The following is a 22,003-nucleotide window of genomic DNA, read 5'->3' as shown; positions in this document are numbered from 1 at the left end:
CCGTTCCAACGTTTAAGCTTTTTTTATGCAGTGCTGCTGTATGTAATATCCACAACGAATTCATAACGATTGGAGCGATACACATGACTCATTCTCAACATCCATCATTTCATTTCCCCGAAAACTTTCTGTGGGGTGGTGCCATTGCCGCCAACCAGGCTGAAGGTGCATATAATCTAGGTGGCAAAGGTTTGTCCACTCAGGATGTGGCCCCCAAAGGTATCATGGGTCCCATTACTGAAGAACCGACTGAAGATAACATGAAACTGATCGGAATTGACCTCTATCACCGTTATAAAGAAGACGTGAAGCTGTTCGCTGAGATGGGATTCAAGGTATTCCGCACTTCCATCGCCTGGTCCCGTATCTTCCCTAAGGGCGATGAGCTGGAACCCAATGAAGAAGGCCTTCAATTCTATGATGATCTCTTTGACGAGTGTCATAAATACGGAATCGAACCACTGGTCACCCTTTCCCACTACGAGACACCTCTCCATCTCTCCAAGGAATATGATGGTTGGGTTAATCGGAAGATGGTCGGCTTCTACGAGCGTTATGTGACTGCTGTATTCAAACGTTATCAAAATAAAGTGAAATACTGGCTCACGTTCAACGAAATCAATTCGATTTTGGAAGCACCTTTTATGAGTGGTGGTATCTACACACCAAAAGAGAAATTGAGCAAGCAGGATCTTTATCAGGCAATACACCATGAGTTTGTAGCCAGCGCTTCTGCTGTAAAACTCTGTCATGAGATCATTCCAACTGCACAGATTGGTTGTATGATGCTCAGTATGCCGACCTATCCGCTAACACCGAATCCCGATGACATGATTAAAGTGATGGAATTCGAACACAGCAATTATTTCTTCGGAGATGTACATGTGAGAGGCCGCTATCCTGGATACATGAAACGTTACTTCCGTGAAAATGGAATCCAGATTCAGATGGAAGATGGCGACGAAGACATGCTGCTCCATACCGTCGACTTCATTTCTTTCAGCTATTACATGAGTATCTGCCAAACGGCTGATCCGGAAAAACAAGTTGCAGGTGAAGGTAACCTGCTTGGCGGTATACCTAACCCTTACTTGCCTGCAAGTGAATGGGGATGGCAGATCGATCCGCAAGGACTGCGCTATGTGCTGAACATGTTCTATGACCGTTATCAGAAACCACTCTTTATTGTGGAAAATGGGCTGGGCGCTGTGGACGAGCTTATTACCGGACCTGATGGTGAAAAAACAGTTGAAGATGACTATCGCATTCAGTACTTGAATGATCATCTTGTTCAGGTCGGGGAAGCCATTGAAGACGGCGTTGAAGTTATGGGATATACGTCCTGGGGATGTATTGATGTGGTCAGTGCTTCGTCAGCACAATTGAAAAAGCGTTATGGTTATATCTATGTTGATCGCCATGACGATGGTTCAGGAACACTCGAACGGTATCGCAAAAAGTCGTTCCACTGGTACAAAGATGTCATCGGCAGTAACGGCAAGAGCCTGAAACGTTAAGTAAGTGATACAGCTGTAGCAGGTGTATTCCTGCTCTCCCCCAGCAGAAAACAAGGACATGCATTGGTATACGATGTGATGATGTATTGTTTGCTGCTGGGGGATTTTTATTAATATGGTGAGTCGCGTTTTCAGTTGAATTGGACCAGATCCGGTTCCAACGATTTCAATGTTAGCCATCGCATCCCTGCTTCAAAGTCTTCCCGGAAAGAATCATTCAGAATGACGTCAGGATAAGATGGCATCGCCAGATCGGCTTGATACTTTTGCCATGCTTGAACCACTGCATCTTCTTCAACCATCTTCTGGTAAATTACAACCTGGTCTGGAGCAAGAATCGCATTTACCGTTTGAATCATTTTGCATACCGTTGCTACAAACGTTTCCTTTTCCACTGATTTATACCAATCAATTCCCATGGGAAGGTATTTGACCTCCCCGGCCATGCCAAGTTTTCCTTTGATCACTTTACCATCCATATAAATGCCCATACCTGGAGGGTATTGGGTTGGAAAATAAATTCCGATGACACACTGATCCTCGTCTAACTCTTTTTTTGCGCAATATCCACTGATTGCAGCATTCACATCATTTTCCACCAGGACTGGTAATCCGAACTGTGCTTCAAGATCTTCAATCATGCGGATACCTTCTAACTGCTGGTGACTGCTCACCTTAATTTCTCCATTCACGGTTTGCCCCGGAATACCGATACCGATCACTTTAATGGAAGCATGTTGAGTCAGCACGTTCCCAATGATTTCATAGAAGTGTTTCTGGTCAAAGGTAGGCATCGTATATTCTTCTCTGAACACCATGTTATCCTCTAGGTTAATGACGGTGGCGGTGATCAGATCCTGCCCCTGCTTTTCGTTGATATACATGACCAAAGCCAAGCTGAAATCGTAATTGTATCGATAGGTTAATGCAGGTCTCCCCCCGTTGGAAGGCACCATCTCGTCCTCAAACAGTTCACCCAGATCACACAACTCTTTTACCAGTGAATTGACGGTTACTACACTGAGCTTGGTTAAGGAGGCCAGTTGTGGCTTGGTTGCTGTTTCCACCCGTTTCATGACCTGGCGTACATGGTTTATATTAATTTCTTTCATCAAATACGCGTTCGCTATTTTCATAAGCACACCTACTCCATAGTTTCTTCTCCAATGTAGTAACTATACAATATCTCCAAAGGTATTAAAAACACCCGATGAAAAACATCGGGCATTCTGAGGGTTAGTAAACACTTGGTGATTAGCTTCTTCTATACTTTGTTTTGTCTGCTTCCGTTATTTTGCGAATAACTCTGCATGGATTACCCGCAGCAATTACATCAGAAGGAATGTCTCTGGTAACTACACTTCCCGCCCCGATGATTGTGTTATCTCCAATGGTCACACCCGCAAGCACAGTCACGCCGCCACCGATCCAAACATTATTGCCCACTGTGATGGGACCTACAATTTCAAGACCTTCATTACGTTGTTCCACATCATAAGGATGACCAGCAGTATAAAATCCACAATTCGGTGCAACAAAAACGTTGTCACCAAAACTGATTTTTGCCCCGTCCAGCATAACGATATTATGATTGCTATAGAAGTTCTCACCAATTTCAATGTTATAGCCGTAGTCACATACAAATGGCTGCTCGATCAGGAAACGATCCGTCGTTTTTCCAAGCAACTTTTTGAGCAGCGCCTCTCTCTCAGAGATCTTACCTGGATGAAGTTGATTATACTCGTAACAAAGTCCCTTCGCGTACAAACGCTCATCAATCAATTCTTTGTCGTAATTCGCATTATACAGTAGTCCCAGTTGTGATTTCTCTTTTTCTGTCATGAATTCCTGTGCCTCCAACTCTTCTGTCCAAAATGAATAGATCAAAGCTCTATCTCTCTAATGATTCTAGCAGGATTTCCACCAACAATCATGTTATCCGGGACATCTTTTGTGACTACGGACCCGGAAGCAATAACGACATTGTTTCCAATAGTGACCCCTGGATTAATGACTGCCCTGCCTCCGATCCATACATTATTCCCGATGTTCACTGGTTTCCCATACTCTGCACCTGTTATCCGTTCAAATGGATTCAAGGGATGAGTAGCGGTATATATGTGAACATCAGGTCCCATTAAACAGTTATCCCCAATGTGCACTTCACATACGTCAAGTATCGTACAGTTAAAGTTGGTATAGAAATGCTCTCCAACATGAATGTTGTAACCATAGTCAAAATGAATATTCGGTTCCATGCTCAGGTGTTCACCCGTTGAACCTAACAGTTCTTTCAAAAATTTTGTACGGATCTCACCATCTGTTTCTGTGGTCTGATTGTACAAGCGTGTCATTCTTCTTGCATGTTCCCTCTCTTGAGACAATTGAGGATCGGAAGCCAAATACAGCTCACCATCGATCATTTTTTGTTTTTCCGATTTTGTTGTGATATTGCTCATGATTGTTTCCCCTTTATGTCTATATTAATTTTCAAACTGTTAAATTAAGATACTTTATAAAGCTATAATAATTATATGGGATAACCTAAATAAATCAAGTTCTTTACAAATTGAATGCAAAGATATTATGCCTAATGTTATAAAAAAACCTCTGCAAATCCACTAAATTATTGGATCGCAAAGGTTTGTTTGCTGAAGTAATACAATATAGAGCAGTTTGCATAGACAACATTTAAACTAACGCATTATCACGCCGCCTGCACAGTTTGCTCCTTGCGACGAATTGCATAAACGGCTGACACAAGACCCATCAGGATCAGAACCGATCCCACCCATCCTGTATACATAATGGACGAGTGATCGATAACCACCCCGCCAATATAGGTTCCAAGAGCAATACCAGCATGTGCAATTCCTGAATTGGTGCTAATTAACGTTTCAGCCGTTGCCGGTGAGGTTTTGATAATCAGACTATTCTGTACCGGGGTAACGGTCCAGCTTAGCGCACTCCAGATACTTAGCAGGATCAAGAAAGCAATTAAAGGCAACCCGGTACTAAACGGAATAACCGCCATGCTTATAATAAAGGGTATCAGCACGATGATAATGGCTTTGGCTGGGTGCAAGCGATCTGATAAAATGCCGCCGATTCCGCCCCCTGCTACAGCAGCGATACCAAACATCATATAGATAAAGGTAACCATTGTTGAGCTGGCTCCCAACGCTTCCTGGAGAAATGGTGTGAAATACGCATATAACGTCAAGTGTCCTGCGAGCACAAGCAATGTTGTAACATGGATTGCCAGCATTTTCGGGTTCCATAGAGCAGTAAGCTGCTTCTTCAGGGATACTGCCGGAATCGGCTGCACACGATCCATGGCAATGCCAATGGCAACCATGACCACTGCAGTCAGAATCGCGATCAACATAAACACTTCACGCCATCCGGCCAGGTTACCCACAAAGATTCCGATAGGTACACCCAGGATCAGTGAAGCACTTCCTCCCATCGTGATAATTCCCACAGCACGCCCTTTATACTGCGGCTCCACAATACGGGCTGCGAGCGTCAGAGACAGGACAAAAATCAGAGATCCCGTTGCGGCCCCCAATGCTCTGCCTGCCAAGAGCATATAGAAATTGGCACTGAACGCAGAGATTAGATTGCTGATTAGAAAAACGAATAAAGTGCACATATATACTTTTTTACGTTCGAATCTAGCCGTCATATTTAACAAAATAGGCGCAGATAACGCATAGACAAGTGAGAAGATGGAAATTAAATACCCGGCTTTTGCCAAAGTCAGATGAAGATCTGTCGCAATCAAGTCCAGAATCCCGCCTAAAATGAGTTCAACGGTACCAACCACAAATGCCGCGATTGCCAGGACATATACTTTTTTATTCATTTTTGAATCCTCCTCGAAAGTTACAACTACGATAGTAACTTAATCAAGAGAAGATTTCAATACAAAAAAGCTATTCTCAGAAAGAATAGCTTTTGGTACATCAGTTTAATAAATTAATCGCGCCAGCAGACGTGCAATTTCTTCATCCTGAAGCAGCTGGTTACCGTATTTTTTGGTAATTTGAGTAAGAGCGACGTCATGATAGAAATAATCCGTCATTGCTTTAACAATCGGTTTGGACGTTGTCTTGATGGCCTTCCATGAATCATGTTCGATTCCTGCAAACAAAAGATAGCCATGGTCAACAATGATTAACTGCGAGGGCTCAAGATTACTGTCCTCAAGCATCGGGATTAACGAATATTTATGGGTTAGAGACGTTTGCAGTCCTCCTACAGCCAGGACCTCTACATGTACCCCTTCTGCCTCTTTTCTCTCCAGAAGCTCCCGGTATTTCTCCATTTGCTCGTTCCAGGCCAGAAAAAGGATAGATGAATCCGCCTCTTCAATAAGCTGTTCTATATTCGATGCAATGGATGATGCATCCTTCAATGTCCAGATATGTTCATCTGTGAATGTACGTTTGATTTTATATGTCTTTAACTCCTCAATATCCTTCTCAAAGTCGGCTCTTATTTTGAGGATAATGGACTGAAGATCAACCGCCATGTACAATTTTTTCTTCCCATGCATGGTTGTTAGGACCGTTCCCTTATCAATAAGCCGATTAAGCACTTCGTATATTTTAGCCTTGGGTACATTGGAGTAATTAACAATGGATGTGGCATCGAGCGGTGCATCCTGCGCAAATATGGCCTCATACACCTGACTTTCATATTGTGTAAAACCGAATTTCTGCAACATGGTTCGATTCGGGCTCCTTCTTGTTTGTATCGTTCTATATAGTTTAGACGCCTGAACTTCCCATGTCCAGTTTATCCCACCGACGCTCCTTCCTAGTCGTATACGGATATTACGGTCAGAGTGGAGCATTCAAATATAATGACCTCCCAATGGTTATATTAAGATTCAAGCTACACATTTTGATTTTTTGAAGGAGGTATGCTTAAACATGGAGAGTACCCATGAATTTGTAAAAAAAGTGAATGAGAATGCCGAAAAAGCTCGTCATAACAAAAACAATGGTAAAGGTACACCAACGGATAAACTGCCGTCGAAGCAGCATAGCACCAACAAGTAAGCTTATAATGGCGTTAGAGAAATAATGCTCATTTTTTCTTTCAGCAAGAAAAGGACCTCTGGAGGGAGATCCTTTTCTTGCTATTCGTAATTTGATCGTTCAAAGGCATCCAGTCTGACTAAGTTCGATCCCAGAAGCGTTGCTGGGTCATTGCTTGAATGAATTGCTCTGCAAACGTTCCTGGCTGTTGCTCCACAATGACACCAGGTTTTCCGATAATGCCGACTGGCTGAATCAGTAGAGCCCCCGTCGGTGTAGCTCCTATCGGTTTAAAATGGTTGTACGTTTCAATGGCATAGGATCGGGTGTATTTTTGAAAATAATCATCTTCCTTCTGTCCTCCAACAATGAACAAACCATCATATACCAAAGGTGATCCGGTCAAAAAGCTGTCGTCCACTTTCAACTCCACACCGCCCGTTCCATGGACCACACCTTGTCTTTCATGAACAATGACTGGACGAAGTCCCGCGCCCTTAAGCTCATCCAAAATGTATTGTGTGCTCGGACCATCGAATCCTTCACCGACAATCACCCCGACACGCAATGTCTTGGGAGAAAATACGGTATTAGCCATACTTAGCGCAGGGGAGGACTTTGTCACTGAAGATTCGTGAATGTGAACGTTTGGTACAGCGACTCCAAGCTCGTGGGCCAGAATGGTAGCCGGCTCTGTGCTGATCTTCCCTAACATATCAACAACCTGTTGACGAATCGAAACGTCCTTTACCTTCCCGAGCTCAAATGTGAGTGCCTGAATGATATGAATCCGCTCCACGCCTGTCATGCTGTTCCAGAATAAACGTGCCTGCGAGAAATGATCCAGGAAACTAGATGCCGTTTTCCGTTCCTTGAGACCTTGCACCGTGGAAGGATAAGTTACAAAACCCCCTTTGGTACCAGGAACAGTATAGGGAGAATTATTGGCAAGAGAGTTTTCGTGATAGGCGACTCTCCCCCGATCAATGGTATACCGTGAAGCGCCGTCTCTCTGGTTGTTATGTACAGGGCATACGGGACGATTGATCGGCAATTCCTGATAATTCGTGCCCACCCTTGCCAATTGTGTATCCGTATACGAGAATAGTCGGCCTTGAAGCAGTGGATCATTGCTGAAATCAATGCCACGTACAATGTTGCCTGGATGGAAAGCCGACTGTTCCGTTTCCGCAAATACATTCTCAACATTTTGGTTAATCGTCATTTTGCCAATGATTCGTACCGGGATGTCTTCTTCAGGCCATAATTTCGTTGCATCCAAAATATCAAAGTCAAACTTGAATTCATCTGCTTCCTCCAGCACCTGTATTCCAAGTTCAAACTCCGCAAAGTTACCTGCATTGATATTCTCCCACAGGTCCCTGCGATGAAAGTCCGGGTCCGCCCCTCCAAGCTTCTGCGCCTCATCCCACACAAAAGAATGCATGCCAAGTACCGGCCGCCAATGAAATTTCACGAATCTGGATTTTCCTTCTTTGTTCACCAGCCGGAAGGTATGCACTCCAAATCCCTGCATCATTCGAAAGCTTCGCGGTATCGTGCGATCCGACATAATCCACATGACCATAGCTGCTGACTCCTGGTTATTCGCAATGAAATCCCAGAAGGTGTCATGCGCAGTGGAGCCCTGTGGAATTTCATTATTGGGTTCCGGCTTCAGCGCATGAATCAGATCCGGGAACTTGATTCCATCCTGAATGAAAAAGATAGGAATATTGTTGCCGACCAGATCAAAGTTGCCTTCATCCGTATAAAATTTTACTGAGAACCCACGTACATCCCGATTCGTTTCGTTCACTCCTTTGGAGCCTGCAACTTCGGAAAAACGAACAAACAGCGGTGTTTTCACACCAGGATCCTGAAGAAAATGGGCCATCGTTAACTCTTCAAGTGATTCATATAACTCAAATTCACCGTAGGCTCCATATCCCCGAGCATGCACAACTCTCTCCGGAATGCGTTCCCGGTCAAAGTGCGACAGTTTCTCACGCATCAGAAAATCTTCAAGCAGCGTGGGTCCCCGATCCCCAGCTTTTAGCGAGTTGCTATCATCCGATATTTTAACCCCTTCGTTGGAAGACATCTCTTTTCCGTTATTATCCCGAAGAAAGGTATTTCTCTGCTCTATCTTTTTGTTCTCATCTATGGGTTCCTTGCTCATTCCAATCACCTCCAACATTATATGTATGGGACTGGAAGTACACTTATGATTGACTGATACACCCATACTTTGATCCGAATCATGTGTGTGATTACAAATACGAATAACATGAGCTGTGCCATGAGGCATAGCTGGCGATTGTCCATTTATTAAATATCGCGTCCTTTGTCTAGCACCTTCCTCATTTCCTTTTCATTTACTATTAAGAATCTAATAGAAAAGAGATGATGAGGATGGCTAGTGTAAAAGCTGTTCCACAACCGGATTTGGTATTGATCTATTGGTCCAGAAACCCGCTCGTTCCCGGTTCTGCACGTAGAATCAGAAGTGTGCGTGTGATTGGGAACACATCGCCTTGCACCTTCACACTGGTGCGTGGTGCATTGCTGATCAATGCCTTAAACTGTTTGCTGGACAATGATATTGGTTTCAAAGTGGTCTATAGCAAAAAAACATCGAACATCAGCGGCGTTTTATTGTTGAAACGCAGATCATAAACGAACAAACAGGTGCCCTCCTTATTAAAGGAGGCGCACCTGTTTGTTATTCAATGAAATATACGACGGAACTCCAGTCTATTTTACGTTCATATAACGTTCAAAGGCATTATTACGGATGGTCAGTAACTGTTCAAGTCCCATATCATTCAACTTTTTGATATAAGCATCCCATCCGTCTTCGATGCCGCCTTTAGTTACCCACTGAGCTCGCATCGTTGCTACATAACCGTCAATATCTGTTGTCAGCGTTGGCAGCTCCTGGAACTCTTCAGCATTGTACATAACCTTCGGATAAGGTGTCGTTACATCGGCACTGCCCAACTGATCGATTTGCAGCTTGAGTCCGTCACCAGCCTTCGGATTAAGCTTAATTTTCTCTTCAAAGGAAGGGCTTACATATTTGGGTCCGAAATCACGCAGGGATTGATCCCAGTACCAAGCATCGGCGCTGGTGCCTGCCGGCGGGTCCATCAACGTGTATGTGCCATCATCGTTTTTCTCGATTACAGTTCCGATCGCACCCCAGAAATTCTGGATGCTGGCTTCACTGGAATAGAATTGATCGGCCCAGCGTGCCGCTACTTCTGGAACAGTACATGAACTTGTAATGAGCAGTTCATTACGGGCCAGGTTCATACCGCCTGGATCCCCTGGCTGATAGCGTTTGCCATCAGGTCCGGCAATAGGTGCAATCGCTTCGTATTGATCGCTCCACTTGCCAAATACCGCATCGGGTGTCCACTGGTTGCTGAAGCCGACGATTGGAATATCTGCATTTTGCCATTTGGCTGATGTCATTGTATTGTCTTGTGTGAACAGTTCCTGATCAATCAACCCTTCTGAATACAGCTTGTGTGTATAAATAAGAGCTTCTTTATAGGCGTCAGTCGTTGGGAAGAAGACCGGTTTACCGTCCTGGACAATCATACTGCTGGCATTAATGTCAGTGATTCCGAATGGATTGAGGAAATCCACATTCAGACCCGTTTCAGTGTAAGGAATTTCGTCCTGTTTTCCATTTCCGTTCGGATCTTTTTCCTTAAACGCTTTCAACACCTGATACAGCTCTTCTGTTGTCGTTGGTGCTTTCAGCCCCAGTTTATCAAGCCACGCCTTATTGATTACAGGCTGGTTCCGGCTCTTCGGACGGGCAGGCAGCCTTGTTGGCATGGAATAGATTTTGCCATCAGGAAACGTACTGATTTTCTTCATATCTGGCGTCTCTTCCATAGCTGCCTTCAAGTTGGGCATATACGAGTCAATGTACTCATCCAGTGGACGGAAATAGCTCAGGTTGTTTACAATGTCCGAATCGCTGAACACCTGGTCGCCCAGGATAATGTCCGGGAGCGTACCACTGGCAAGCATAATGGATTTCTGCTCACCCCAGTCATTGGAGGACATCACCTGCCACTCAATCTTCACATTGGAATCCTTCTCCAAATCCTTGAGCCATTGGTTCTGTGTAAAGGTGTCGCCCATATTCCCCCAACGAACCGTCAGTACCTTGAGTGTAACCGGTTTATTGACAATTGGCAGACCTTCCTGATTAAAATCACTTGAAATCGTAGTCTCCGCAGGTTCACTACTATTTCCACTACTACAGCCAACAACGCTGACCAACATGGCCGACGCGAGAAGCAGGCTGCTCATTTTGGTGAATAACTTCTTGCCTATCTTTTTCCCCATTTGGGAACCCCCTTGATTCGTAATGAATTTCAACCCGCCTTATTCCTTCACTGCGCCGATCATCACCCCCTGATTGAAATACTTTTGGATGAACGGATACACACACATGATCGGAATTGTAGCGATGATAATAACGGAATACCTCATCAAATTGGCAAGGCGCAGGGCAACTTGTGCTGCTTCTCCTGTACCCATGCCGGACTGCATCTGATTCGTGATGAGGATATTACGCAGAATCAGTTGCAGCGGATACAGATTCGGATCTTTTAGATAAATTAGGGCGTTAAAATATGAATTCCAATACCCTACAGCAATCCATAGTCCGAGGACTGCGATGATTGCTTTGGACAGCGGCAATACAATCAGTACAAAATACCGCAGGTTACCACAGCCATCGATCTGGGCCGCTTCCCATAGATCTCCCGGAATACTGGTCTGGAAAAATGTCCGGGCGACGATCATGTCGAAAACCACCACGGAGAACGGAAGCACCATCACGAGGAACGTGTTGTATAGATGGAAGTCGCGGATCGTCAGGAAAGTTGGGATCAAGCCCCCGCTGAAGAACATTGTAAAGATAAAGAACAGCGAGAAAAATTTACGCCCCACCAGATCTTTTCTCGATAATGCATAAGCCGCCGAAATATTAACGACAAGCCCGAAGAGTGTTCCCACTACCGTATACAGAATGGTATTTCGATATCCGATCCAGATATTTTCGTGTCGCAGCAGTTCCCTATACCCTTCAAGCGTAAAGCCTTTGGGGAAAAGCCACACCTGTCCGTTAGCCACAGATGAAGGATCACTGAACGAGGCGATGACAATAAAATAGATTGGGTAAATGATAGCAATCAGAAAAAGAACTGCAAAGGCATACAGTACAACTTCTGCAACCGTAACGCGTGATCGACGTTTTGTACGGGGAGCTCTGGTCATTGCTGCAGGTTCCATAACGCTCATCTTGTTTGTCTCCCCCCTACCATAGACTGTTTTCACTGTATTTCTTGGACAACTGATTGACCAGAATAAGCAAAATGAAATTAATGACTGTATTAAACAGGTTGATCGCCGAGGAGAAACTATATTGGCTGCTCAGTAACCCGATTTTGTATACATAAGTGGACAGAATCTCACTAGAGAGAATGTTCAGGTCGTTCTGCATCAGATAAACCTTCTCAAATCCTACGCCCAGTAATCCGCCTACCCGCAGAATAAGCAGCGTGATGGCTGTCGGCAGCAACATCGGAATATCAATATAACGAACCTTGTGCCATCGACTTGCTCCATCAACCGTGGCCGCTTCATAGAGGCTTGGATCTACGGCAGACAGCGCGGCAATATAGATAATGCTGTCCCAACCGACATGCTGCCACACATCAGACCAGACATATACACTGCTGAACAGAGCTGATGAACCCATTAAGTCCGGTGCTTGTGCTCCAAACAGCTGATACATATTGCCAACGAGCCCTGTACTTGGCGAGAACAGGATCAGCATCAATCCGACCATAACTACCGTTGAAATAAAGTGAGGCATATACGAAACGGTCTGGAATAACCTTTTGAACCTTCCCGACCTCATCTGGTTCACCAGTAGTGCAAGCATTATCGGAATTGGAAAGGTAGCCAGACTGTACAAGCTAATCACAAGCGTATTGCGTATCGTATTCGTAAATTGATAGGAATGAAAGAATTTCTCAAAGTATTTGAATCCAGCCCAAGGGCTGTCTCCGATCCCCAACGCCGGGCTGTAGTCCTTAAAAGCGATTAATACGCCGTACATCGGCTTGTAGGCAAATAAAAGTGTCAACAGAACCGCTGGAAAAAGCAAAACGTAAAGACCCCAGTTTCGCCTGATTCTCTCCAACGTTCTTCCGATATAAAGTGGATTGGTCCTCATGGTTCTTCCTTCCCTCCTGTAAATATACTGATGCTGTTCTCCCGTAGGACCTGTCATCTCTGGAATAGCTTCAGTATAAACCGCTTCAGATTGGGTTTATCGGACCCCTAAGGACGTTATTCGGACTTCTGTGGTTCCATCTATGAACTTTACAAGTAGCCGAGACGCTTACGAGCAAAAATCATATCGTTATCCAGACTTTCGTGTGTGTAATCCGGACTTCTGAATCAAAAGATGCAAATCTTTATGTTTTTTTCAAACAAAGGTTTTATACTATTCCTGAGATATTAAAGCGTATTCATAACCAAGCAATCAAGAAAGTGGTGCATTGTTCCATGGCAAACCTGAACACTATCAAACCCTACCCCATCCGGCATTATATCCGCATGATGTTCGTCATTTCCTTTGTCGTGCTCATTTTGGATCTCGTGATCAGCATTGCTTCCATCTCCATGGTCAAACAGCAGTCCACCCAATACTTGCAGGATGCGGCCGATCTGTACATCAATCGTATTAATCACGATTTTGCGTATATTAATCATTTCATGGGGTGGACACTGGCGAACGACGAGAATCTCGACAACATGAATACATATGGTGTGAACAGTATCCCGTTCCTAAAGGCCAACGAGAAACTACATCTGCTCTTCGCCGAACTACAGCGAAACTACGGGCAGTCGTACAATTTCTTTTATTATTTGGAGAATAGTGAATATTTCCTCAACTGCGCGCCAATAAGTATCTCCTATTCGGATTATTCAGAAGTGAAAAAACAAATCATTACACTGACCCGTGATAAAGGTGTATATGAGAAGTTCTATTCCCATTGGACACCGATTCACGTGAACGGCACTTCTTATCTTATCAATATTGTGCCGTACTACAACCGTTATCTTATTGCCTTGATATCCGCAGATGAACTGATCGCCCCTCTCCAGCAGATTAATCTGGGTGCCAACGGATATGCCTCTCTAGTAGACGAGAATGGTGTGCAACTTTCCGGACCTGCTGGCGGGGATCACATACCGGAAGAGAGACATTCATTTCTCGATCTGTTCCAGTCTCACAATATAGTCAGCAGCGACTTCTCCAATGCGGCATTCAGCGCGCATATGGTCATCAAGTTTGGCGCATTCGAGAAAATCATGGTTGCTCAGCTGCTCATTATGCTGCTTTTTCTGATTGTGACCTCCACATTAAGTGCAATTATGATGTTTTTCAGGAGAAATCTGCTTGTTCCCATTCAGCGATTCTCCAAAAATCTGGCGCGTATTAACGAAGGTGACGAAGCGACAGACTTCAAGAGCAGCCGGATTATGGAACTGGAGCAGGTCAATGCACAGTTTAAAGAACTGGTAGGCCAGATTAAACGGTTCAAGATCGATCGCTATGAGCAGGAATTGGAGAAACAAAAAATACGTTTGGATTATATGAAATTGCAGATTAAGCCCCACTTCTTCCTGAATTGTTTGACGAGCATGTACAGTATGGCGCAGATGCAAATGTACGAAGAAATTGAGAACATGGCGATGGCTACGTCCCGATATTTCCGATATATCTTTCAAAGTGGGGAGAATTTCGTTCTTCTGGAGAATGAGATTGAGCATGTAAGAACGTTCCTGGACATACAGAAGTCGCGTTACCGTGATGCTTTTTCCTATCGAATTGAACAGCCAGAGGTCATCACGGGCATCGCTGTGCCACCACTCGTCATTCAGACATTCATCGAGAATGCCGTCAAATATGGGGTCTCCCGGGACCGGGAATTATGTATTACTTTATCCGTGACGGAACAACGACAAGAAAATGGTGATCATGTGCTCATCCGGATTTCGGATACAGGTCCAGGCTTCAGTCCAGATGTTCTTGACGCACTGATGCGTGGAGAAGCGCTGGAACAAACAGGTGGTAACCGGATTGGCATTATGAATACCATCCAACGTTTGGAATTATTATATCGAGATGAAGCGAATATTACGTTTGCAAACGACGCAAGTGGCGCCCGAATCACACTTTCCTTACCTAAAATGATACTAAATTCAGATACTCCGGGAGAGGTGACAAACCATGAATGCATTGCTGGTTGATGATGATTATTTTGTAGTTATGGCTTTGGAAAAGAAAATTGACTGGAAGGCCTTGGGGATCAACACGATATTCACAGCCTACAATATAGCGCAGGCCAAAGAGATTTTGCAAAATCATCCCGTTCAGATTCTCATATGTGATATTGAGATGCCCCAGGGCAGCGGGCTGGAATTACTCGCATGGGTCCGGGAGGAATCGCATAATGTACAGACGATATTTCTGACCAACTATGCTGATTTCAACTATGCTCAGAAAGCAATTGAGCTGCAAAGCTTTGATTATTTTCTAAAACCTATTGAGTTTGACAAGTTAACTCTTATTATTCAAAAGGCGGTTGCCAAAGCTCGAGACCAGCAGTTTATTGAGAAAGCCATTCATGAAGGTGAACTGTGGCAGAAAAATCGGAGTAAACTGATTGAGGACAGCTGGCGCAGGCTGATCTCAGGTAAAGCTTTTCCTTCCGGCCCTGCCGACGTCTCTGCCTTTTTGACAGAACAAAATCTACCTTATGAAACAACAGATCTGTTTCTTCCTATTCTGGTTAACCTGTTTCCGTATGATCATACGCTGGGCAAGACGGACAAGAACCTGTTCGATTATGCTTGTTTGAATGTGATGGTTGAACGGTTCCAGGACACTTTGTTCTCCATTGAAGCCATTACCGAGATCAAGGATCATAACTGGATGGTTATTCTAAAATGGAACGGAGCACCGGATGCACAGCTGATCGAATCCATGTGCGGTTCGTTCATCCCGGAGGTTAATAATTACCTGAAGTCGGATGCCTGCTGTAGTATCGGGTTCTCTCTAATGCTGGGTCAGATTCGCCATACCATCAACGAGTTGTTGCTGATGAATGAAGAACGAATCAAACACCGCAACCAAACCTTTTTACTGGAAAACTATAATAGACCCGAGTTGAATTACGTACCACCTGATCTGGGACTACTGGAGCAATTGTTGAATGAAAACCGCTTTCAGGCGTTTCTGGATGAAACGGGTCGTTATATGCATCAACTTGTCCGTGAAGGTGTGGTAGGTACCGCTGTTCTAAGTTTGTTGCGTCTTGATCTGGTGCAACTTGTGTATGCCCAATTGAAGAGTAAGGAGATCGAAGTGCACAAGCTGTATATGGGCAAAACGAATGATCAATTGTTCATGCAATCTCTGCATTCTATTGAAGATATGCAATCCTATATTGCTTACCTGGTTAATACAGCTGCCGAATATCTGAATGTCGCCGAACAGCCAAAGTCGGTTGTACATGAGATTACCCATTATATACGCACTCACTATGGAGAAGATTTAACGAGGAATAATCTGGGGGAGATGGTCTATCTGAACCCGGATTATCTGGCACGGCTGTTCAAGAAAGAGATGGGAATTTCACTGGGCCATTATGTCATTCATACCCGTCTTGTGGCGGCCAGGCATCTACTGGAGACCACCGCACAATCGGTGCATACCATTGCTGGAAATGTCGGTTATACCAACTACTCTCACTTCACCAAACTGTTTAAGCAAGAGATGGGCTGCAGCCCCAATGAATATCGCAAGAAGCAGAAAGAAAGCTCTCATGAAACCGGATGATCTTTCTCGCCGTAATGAAAAATGCCACCCTGCGTATCGTACGCAGAGTGGCATTTGCTGTTTTGCTGTGCCTTATTTATTCGCATTAATGACTTCATTCACTTCCTGAGTGATCTGGTCGCCACCAAGCTTTTTCCAATTTGCAACAAAATTATCGAACTCGTCAATAGACAGGTTGCCGTAGATGATTTTCAGAAACGTCTCAGCGCGCAGTTTATCCAGGGTTGCCTGTTTGGTGTTCATGGTTCTCGTAGGGGCGTAGATAAATTCATTCATGACAATGAGATCGTTATCCCGATAATATTTAATGACGCCCTGCGAGCTTTCCGGTCCAAAAATACGTTCCATATGCCACTTATCCAGATTTCCATTGCGGTAATCCATAATATCATCGTAGAACAGCTTCGCTTCAAGTTCTAATCCGGAAGTATCTCCCGTTTTGAGCGCCTGCTCAACTTCATCCTGTGCCTTCACGTTTTTGTTGGCAGGCAGATTGGATACGGTCGCATTATGAAAACCAAGTCCGGTCAAACCGTTCAAATACGCAGCACGCTCTTCCTTGGCCGACTCACCAAACATTTTCTCTGCCTGGAAATTCAGCAGTTTGATCAATGCTTCTGGGTGCTCATAACCTTTACGTACGGCAAATATGCCACCCAAGCTTAGGTGATTCTGCGTTTTGGCAGGCTGATCGTCGATCGATTGAACCGGATAAGGCAGCCAATCCACGTTCTTATCCTTCTTGATCATGCTGCTAACCTGAAATGGTGCCCATTGTGGCAGGAAGAACATGCCTGATTTGCCTGCATTCACATCTTCCATCATCTTCGTAAAATCCTTAACGCCAAACTCAGGGTCGAGTACACCCTTCGAATACAGATTTTGCAGTTCGCGTAATCCTTCCTTCACCTCAGGCTGAATGGTACCATTCACAACCTGGCCCGAAGTATCCTTGATCCAGGTTTCAAGATAACCATGATAACCGAGCAGGAACGCATTAATTGGCAAATCCTTGTTGAGTGCAATACCATACGTATCATCTTTGCCATTTCCGTCCGGATCTTCAAAGGTAAAAGCTTCCGCAATCTTGATAACATCCTGCATTGATTTTGGTGCTTCAAGTCCGACCTTTTTCAACCAATCCTGGCGAATCCAGATCATATCCGAGGAATCCAGCGAGCCTGGGAAACTGACCATCGCGTATATCTTGCCATCCTTGGTTACAGGCTTCAAACCTGCCCCATCCTCAGCGGACATAAATTCCTTAACGAGGTCAGATGCATACTTATCATAGACTTCAGTCAGATCTTCCAGCATTCCCGCGTCATGCAGCTGTTCAAATTGCACAGCACTCACTTTCAATACATCTGGCAGATCGCCGCTAGCCAGGGTGACGTTCATTTTGTCGTTATAATTGGCATCGGGGACAATCCAGTCGTAGGTGACATCAATACCCAGCTCGTCCTTATATCCTCTGGTCCAAATGTTATTGGCATGCGTATCACCTTCGGCGAGCGATTCTTTCCCTGTTTCATTCATGGTCGATGTTAGTTTAATAGGTGGATCATATTTCGTAAGCGGACCTCCGGCATCCTGCTGTGTGTTCGGTTGGGCTTCATTCTCAGCACTACCCGTACCCGATGAACAGGCTGCAATCGTGGTTGCCAGAACCATGGTTAACGTTAACAGTGAGAATTTCTTTAATGACATGTTCATGCGAATCCCCCTTTTTATTCCTCCCGTGAGGTATATAAGATGAACTAATGAATATTAAACGTTGCACTCCGATAGCAGAACAACCTTTTGATCGCTGTTATCCCCAGATTTCCTTTATCCCTTTTTGAAGGGAGAAATCCGGTTATAAAGGCGAACGCTCCGCTTCTACAGGTCTCTTCTGCTCTCTCCGTTATGGTTTAATCTTCTTTCATCTTATATATAATTTTATTTTAGTAAGAAAGCGCTATCACTTCGAGTGTACCCCGTTGACATCTGGTATCTTTGATTTACCATTTCAGACTTGATCTAACTTTTTTGATCCCGATATTCCTGCGGCGTGCAGCCAGTGGCCTTTTTGAAGAAACGATAAAAATAATGCTGATCACTAAATCCGACCTTGGCGGATATTTCATGCATTTTGCAGGTGGAGCCGAGAAGTAATTCCTTGCTGCGCTCGATGCGCCGGTCATGAATATAGTCGGATATGCCTTTGCCAGTAATACGTTTGTACCAACGGGATAGATATGAGGGATTGAGGGAAACTTCCTGTGCAATTCGAGTTAGCGATAGGTCATCCTCCAGATGGTGCTTGATATAATGGTGAATGGTGATGAGAATCTGCGACTGATCATGGATGCGTGTAACACTTCTTTTGGAGATGATCCATTCATATGCCGATTGATAGAAAACTACCAGATCAGACCAAGGCGTATGGATGTCAAAATAAAGCATACGAGACAACGCAATTTCCTCCATCGCTGATTCGTACAAGCCCAGTTCATGAAGAAGCTCAATCAGTCCATTACCTGCGCCTGAATAGATCTTCATTCGAAAGAATGGGTCCTGAAGACCTTCTTTTGAAGCTTCTATCCACTTGTGAAACGACTCCATCCACTCCCTGTCTCCTGCTGTAACGCGCTGCCTGATCTGATCCAGATGAAGAGTCGCAACACTCTGCTGATTCAAAATATTGGGGGTGTATGGCGAATCATGCTGCACATTGACCCGAAGAAGCTTCTCCATCCCAAGTCCAGGGCCCTCATGGATCGACAGGCGCAACTGCGCAATGGCCTGACTTAGCTCCATCCACTCCACCGCCTGTTCGCTCACCATAATGGAGACGGACAGATTCAGACAATCCGCACAGGATTGCTGCACAGACTCCAGCGTTCCATAGACGAAACGCAGCGTCTGTTCCCACTTCTCCTGCCGTCCAGTATGGAGGCTCGATAGCTCTACCTTGGGTTGAACAAAGCAAGCGATCACCTGATAATCCAGATCAATAGCTTTGACCTTGGCCTTATCCTGAAGCAGCTCCTCCGCAACGTTGGCAACAGCATAGCGAATTAAACTCCGGTCCGCCTGGGATTGATAGTTGTTCCACTCCTCAACCCGTATGATGACCGGGATTAACGGCTCATTGGACATGAAAGGTAACTGGACCGCATCCAATTCTTCCTGAAGCGAGGCGATATCATGTCTTTCTGTTCGTTTTAGGAGATCCAGCAGCAATTGTCTTTGTAGCTGCGGCAGCGCTCTGGGCAGCTTGCTGCGAAACCAGGCATGCTGGTAACGGAAATCATTTTCCTCCGAGATTTGTGTTAACGCTCGCTCTACCGCAGCGCGGATATGACTCATGCCCTCTGTCTTTAACAGGTAATCCACAACACAAGGGTTACGTATCGCTTGATGTGCATAATCAAATTCGTTATGACCTGTCAGCAAAAGGACTTTACACCGTGGCCATCGATCCATAATTTTCTCGATCAGCTCCATGCCATCCATACCAGGCATACAGATGTCGCTGAGTACGATATCAATTTTAACGGAATTCAACCACTCCATTGCTTCAAAGGCAGAGTACGCCTTAATGATCTCCATATCCTGAAAATCCGCTTTTTGAAAGAAAGCATAAAGTCCATCCAAAATAACCGGTTCATCATCTACAATTAACATCCGCTGCATACGATTACTCCCGTCTCCATGGAATATTTAAAATCATGCATAAACCGCCCAACTCACTTCGTTGCGCACAAAGGCCAAAGCCCGTCCCGAACTTGATCCGCAAACGTTGATTCACATTCATCAGTCCAGTAATCTCTTCATTTCCATGTCTCTGATTCGCAGATTCCTGAAAGGATTCTTGCAGGCTGCTCAAGACTTCATCTGTTAATTGATCGCCATCATCCTCTATCCGAATGGACAATTTGTGGTGTTCGACTTGATAGGATAATTTCAGAATCCCTCCCTGACTGCGTTTGGCAAGGGCATGTTCGAAGACGTTCTCGACGATTGGCTGAATGATGACTCTGGGAATGGCGATGTCCCGATACTCCCTACTTAGTTCCTCCAGTTGCAGTTGGACTCTTGAGCCAAATCGGATTTTCTGAATGGAAGCATAGACCAAGGCATGGTCCACCTCTTCACCGAGCGATACCTCGGAATGAGAATCCCTGGACATATACCTGAAATATTGACCCAAATAGTCGGTGAATTCCTGAATCAATTCAACATTCTCGACCTCGGCCATTTGCTTGATGCTGAACAGACTGTTATATAGAAAGTGAGGCTGAATCTGGGACTGCAAATGTTTGAGTTCTGCCTCGCTGGTTCGAATCCGGGCAACATAATTTTCATCAATCAAAATATGTAAGCGCTCTATCATGTGGTTGAAACGAGAGTATAAATAACCGAATTCATCGCGTCTGGATTGCGGAATATGAATATTTGTCTGGCCCTGCTCCGCCATTCTGAACCCGCGAATGAGCACAGATAACGGCTTGTGAATTGACCTGTAAATCGAAAAAGAGAAGATCATAATGATAACAATTGAAATAAGCGTCAACGTCCACAGCCATAGGTTGTATTGTTCAAGCGGAGCTTGGAGCACATCATTAGGGATACTGGCCGTCAGCGTGAACGAGTGATCGGGATCATACAGTGAATAATACAGATATGGATCAGATTGAAATCTCGTCACTTGCATGGATACCGATGATTCCGGTGATACCTGTTGTAATTGTGCTGGCGATGCAGGTTCATCAGAAGAAGAAATGGCCACATTATGCTGCTCTCCGAAGCTCAGTGTAATATCACTGCCCCCTGTTTCCGCGAGCTGCTGCAAGCTGTGTTTCAGTTCTTCCGCAGACAAGCGTATGCCTAATATAAAATTGGGCGGTTCCTCATGATTCATGTTATACGGATTGCTTTTGAGAAAATAAAGATTGTTATCCGAATAAGACAACTCACCATTCAGGTTCCCCATTGTTGCCAGCAGATCCTTCCATTCTGTATCCTCCACATTGCGAATTCCGTCCACCGCGCTGACCCGTTTATGCAGAGCCGGAACGTAATATACAACATCGCTGATATAGGGACTTGTCACCATGATCTGGCCCAGCTTGTTGTGGATATTATTGAGACTGGAAGTCACCTCATATCTGCTCATAATCGCAGCTCGTGTACTTAGGGTGGACATCGTTTCATCGAATGAGAATTCAGTAACAAGTCCACTCATTCGCTCCAGTTCGAATTGCAGATGATTGTGGTAAAAATAAAGCTTTGATTCATGCGCCTTCTCCACTTCCGACTGCATTTGCTTGGAGCTGGTATGCGTGATCATAATGCTGATTCCATATAGGGGCAGAATGACGAGCACAAAAGCAATCATCAGTTTGACGACGATGGATGCATTTTTCCAGGTGCCCACCGCAAATCTCATTTCCCTTCACTCCTCTCCTCAACGGCAAAAAGGAGCCGGAAATCGGCTCCTC

General features: G+C 44.7%; 17 protein-coding genes. 5 read left to right on the top strand and 12 right to left on the bottom strand.

What is annotated here, in order from left to right; genetic code table 11:
• Positions 1 to 83: 83 nt before the first annotated feature.
• Entirely contained in the window at positions 84 to 1,517 is a 1,434-nt protein-coding gene (locus AC3ITG_RS14330) for a glycoside hydrolase family 1 protein (RefSeq protein ID WP_489254125.1), read from the top strand.
• 131 nt (positions 1,518 to 1,648) lie between these two features.
• Here AC3ITG_RS14330 and AC3ITG_RS14325 read toward each other — a convergent pair whose 3' ends face one another.
• From AC3ITG_RS14325 to AC3ITG_RS14305, 5 genes are all read right to left on the bottom strand, one after another.
• Positions 1,649 to 2,653 carry an ROK family protein gene (locus AC3ITG_RS14325; protein ID WP_489254124.1) on the bottom strand — a complete coding sequence of 335 codons (1,005 nt, stop codon included), beginning with the start codon at positions 2,651 to 2,653 and terminating at the stop codon, positions 1,649 to 1,651.
• Positions 2,654 to 2,771: 118 nt separating this feature from the next.
• Positions 2,772 to 3,359 carry a sugar O-acetyltransferase gene (locus tag AC3ITG_RS14320; protein WP_076288349.1) on the bottom strand — a complete coding sequence of 196 codons (588 nt, stop codon included), beginning with the start codon at positions 3,357 to 3,359 and terminating at the stop codon, positions 2,772 to 2,774.
• A gap of 41 nt (positions 3,360 to 3,400) precedes the next feature.
• Positions 3,401 to 3,976: a sugar O-acetyltransferase gene (locus AC3ITG_RS14315; RefSeq protein ID WP_413378303.1), complete on the bottom strand. Its 576-nt coding sequence runs from the start codon at positions 3,974 to 3,976 to the stop codon at positions 3,401 to 3,403.
• A 248-nt stretch (positions 3,977 to 4,224) separates the two neighbouring features.
• Positions 4,225 to 5,385: an MFS transporter gene (locus AC3ITG_RS14310; protein WP_489254123.1), complete on the bottom strand. Its 1,161-nt coding sequence runs from the start codon at positions 5,383 to 5,385 to the stop codon at positions 4,225 to 4,227.
• A gap of 105 nt (positions 5,386 to 5,490) precedes the next feature.
• On the bottom strand, positions 5,491 to 6,249 hold the full coding sequence (locus AC3ITG_RS14305) for a TrmB family transcriptional regulator (RefSeq protein ID WP_489254122.1): 759 nt from the start codon (positions 6,247 to 6,249) through the stop codon (positions 5,491 to 5,493).
• A 208-nt stretch (positions 6,250 to 6,457) separates the two neighbouring features.
• Between AC3ITG_RS14305 and AC3ITG_RS14300 the strand changes: the two genes are divergently transcribed.
• Entirely contained in the window at positions 6,458 to 6,586 is a 129-nt protein-coding gene (locus AC3ITG_RS14300; RefSeq protein WP_413378297.1) for a DUF4023 family protein, read from the top strand.
• Positions 6,587 to 6,704: 118 nt separating this feature from the next.
• Here AC3ITG_RS14300 and AC3ITG_RS14295 read toward each other — a convergent pair whose 3' ends face one another.
• The gene (locus AC3ITG_RS14295) at positions 6,705 to 8,747 is read right to left on the bottom strand and encodes a catalase (RefSeq protein WP_489254121.1); all 2,043 of its coding nucleotides are present in this window, start codon (positions 8,745 to 8,747) and stop codon (positions 6,705 to 6,707) included.
• A gap of 233 nt (positions 8,748 to 8,980) precedes the next feature.
• On the opposite strand from AC3ITG_RS14295, the gene AC3ITG_RS14290 reads away from it, so the two are divergent.
• Positions 8,981 to 9,244, top strand: a complete 264-nt coding sequence (locus AC3ITG_RS14290; RefSeq protein ID WP_413378293.1) for a hypothetical protein — start codon at positions 8,981 to 8,983, stop codon at positions 9,242 to 9,244.
• A gap of 78 nt (positions 9,245 to 9,322) precedes the next feature.
• On the opposite strand, the gene AC3ITG_RS14285 is transcribed toward AC3ITG_RS14290, so the two are convergent.
• From AC3ITG_RS14285 to AC3ITG_RS14275, 3 genes are read right to left on the bottom strand one after another with little or no spacing between them, the layout of a single operon-like run.
• Entirely contained in the window at positions 9,323 to 10,936 is a 1,614-nt protein-coding gene (locus tag AC3ITG_RS14285; RefSeq protein ID WP_489254120.1) for a type 2 periplasmic-binding domain-containing protein, read from the bottom strand.
• Positions 10,937 to 10,975: 39 nt separating this feature from the next.
• The gene (locus tag AC3ITG_RS14280; RefSeq protein ID WP_489254463.1) at positions 10,976 to 11,872 is read right to left on the bottom strand and encodes a carbohydrate ABC transporter permease; all 897 of its coding nucleotides are present in this window, start codon (positions 11,870 to 11,872) and stop codon (positions 10,976 to 10,978) included.
• 40 nt (positions 11,873 to 11,912) lie between these two features.
• On the bottom strand, positions 11,913 to 12,836 hold the full coding sequence (locus tag AC3ITG_RS14275; protein WP_413378289.1) for an ABC transporter permease: 924 nt from the start codon (positions 12,834 to 12,836) through the stop codon (positions 11,913 to 11,915).
• Between the two features lie 335 nt (positions 12,837 to 13,171).
• Between AC3ITG_RS14275 and AC3ITG_RS14270 the strand changes: the two genes are divergently transcribed.
• Complete coding sequence (locus tag AC3ITG_RS14270; protein WP_489254119.1) at positions 13,172 to 14,923, top strand: sensor histidine kinase; 1,752 nt, start codon at positions 13,172 to 13,174, stop codon at positions 14,921 to 14,923.
• Positions 14,904 to 16,514 carry a response regulator gene (locus tag AC3ITG_RS14265; protein ID WP_489254118.1) on the top strand — a complete coding sequence of 537 codons (1,611 nt, stop codon included), beginning with the start codon at positions 14,904 to 14,906 and terminating at the stop codon, positions 16,512 to 16,514. Before AC3ITG_RS14270 ends, AC3ITG_RS14265 begins: the two co-directional genes overlap by 20 nt.
• 72 nt (positions 16,515 to 16,586) lie before the next feature.
• On the opposite strand, the gene AC3ITG_RS14260 is transcribed toward AC3ITG_RS14265, so the two are convergent.
• From AC3ITG_RS14260 to AC3ITG_RS14250, 3 genes are all read right to left on the bottom strand, one after another.
• Positions 16,587 to 18,230 (bottom strand): extracellular solute-binding protein, encoded by a 1,644-nt coding sequence (locus AC3ITG_RS14260; protein ID WP_489254117.1) that lies wholly within the window; start codon positions 18,228 to 18,230, stop codon positions 16,587 to 16,589.
• A gap of 306 nt (positions 18,231 to 18,536) precedes the next feature.
• Positions 18,537 to 20,195 carry a response regulator transcription factor gene (locus tag AC3ITG_RS14255; RefSeq protein ID WP_489254116.1) on the bottom strand — a complete coding sequence of 553 codons (1,659 nt, stop codon included), beginning with the start codon at positions 20,193 to 20,195 and terminating at the stop codon, positions 18,537 to 18,539.
• A 4-nt stretch (positions 20,196 to 20,199) separates the two neighbouring features.
• Positions 20,200 to 21,951: a sensor histidine kinase gene (locus AC3ITG_RS14250; RefSeq protein ID WP_489254115.1), complete on the bottom strand. Its 1,752-nt coding sequence runs from the start codon at positions 21,949 to 21,951 to the stop codon at positions 20,200 to 20,202.
• Positions 21,952 to 22,003 lie beyond the last annotated feature (52 nt).

Source organism: Paenibacillus sp. GL_099_B, from assembly GCF_057835695.1.
This window is presented reverse-complemented; position numbering and strand designations above follow the sequence as displayed.

Excerpts from the sequence above, each read along its gene's own strand:
- AC3ITG_RS14300 (WP_413378297.1), top strand. The coding sequence starts at position 6,458 with ATGGAGAGTACCCATGAATTTGTAAAAAAAGTGAATGAGAATGCCGAA.
- AC3ITG_RS14260 (WP_489254117.1), bottom strand. The coding sequence starts at position 18,230 with ATGAACATGTCATTAAAGAAATTCTCACTGTTAACGTTAACCATGGTT.
- AC3ITG_RS14295 (WP_489254121.1), bottom strand. The coding sequence starts at position 8,747 with ATGAGCAAGGAACCCATAGATGAGAACAAAAAGATAGAGCAGAGAAAT.
- AC3ITG_RS14325 (WP_489254124.1), bottom strand. The coding sequence starts at position 2,653 with ATGAAAATAGCGAACGCGTATTTGATGAAAGAAATTAATATAAACCAT.
- AC3ITG_RS14250 (WP_489254115.1), bottom strand. The coding sequence starts at position 21,951 with ATGAGATTTGCGGTGGGCACCTGGAAAAATGCATCCATCGTCGTCAAA.
- AC3ITG_RS14315 (WP_413378303.1), bottom strand. The coding sequence starts at position 3,976 with ATGAGCAATATCACAACAAAATCGGAAAAACAAAAAATGATCGATGGT.
- AC3ITG_RS14255 (WP_489254116.1), bottom strand. The coding sequence starts at position 20,195 with ATGCAGCGGATGTTAATTGTAGATGATGAACCGGTTATTTTGGATGGA.
- AC3ITG_RS14310 (WP_489254123.1), bottom strand. The coding sequence starts at position 5,385 with ATGAATAAAAAAGTATATGTCCTGGCAATCGCGGCATTTGTGGTTGGT.
- AC3ITG_RS14290 (WP_413378293.1), top strand. The coding sequence starts at position 8,981 with ATGGCTAGTGTAAAAGCTGTTCCACAACCGGATTTGGTATTGATCTAT.
- AC3ITG_RS14285 (WP_489254120.1), bottom strand. The coding sequence starts at position 10,936 with ATGGGGAAAAAGATAGGCAAGAAGTTATTCACCAAAATGAGCAGCCTG.
- AC3ITG_RS14280 (WP_489254463.1), bottom strand. The coding sequence starts at position 11,872 with ATGACCAGAGCTCCCCGTACAAAACGTCGATCACGCGTTACGGTTGCA.
- AC3ITG_RS14320 (WP_076288349.1), bottom strand. The coding sequence starts at position 3,359 with ATGACAGAAAAAGAGAAATCACAACTGGGACTACTGTATAATGCGAAT.
- AC3ITG_RS14330 (WP_489254125.1), top strand. The coding sequence starts at position 84 with ATGACTCATTCTCAACATCCATCATTTCATTTCCCCGAAAACTTTCTG.
- AC3ITG_RS14270 (WP_489254119.1), top strand. The coding sequence starts at position 13,172 with ATGGCAAACCTGAACACTATCAAACCCTACCCCATCCGGCATTATATC.
- AC3ITG_RS14265 (WP_489254118.1), top strand. The coding sequence starts at position 14,904 with ATGAATGCATTGCTGGTTGATGATGATTATTTTGTAGTTATGGCTTTG.
- AC3ITG_RS14275 (WP_413378289.1), bottom strand. The coding sequence starts at position 12,836 with ATGAGGACCAATCCACTTTATATCGGAAGAACGTTGGAGAGAATCAGG.
- AC3ITG_RS14305 (WP_489254122.1), bottom strand. The coding sequence starts at position 6,249 with ATGTTGCAGAAATTCGGTTTTACACAATATGAAAGTCAGGTGTATGAG.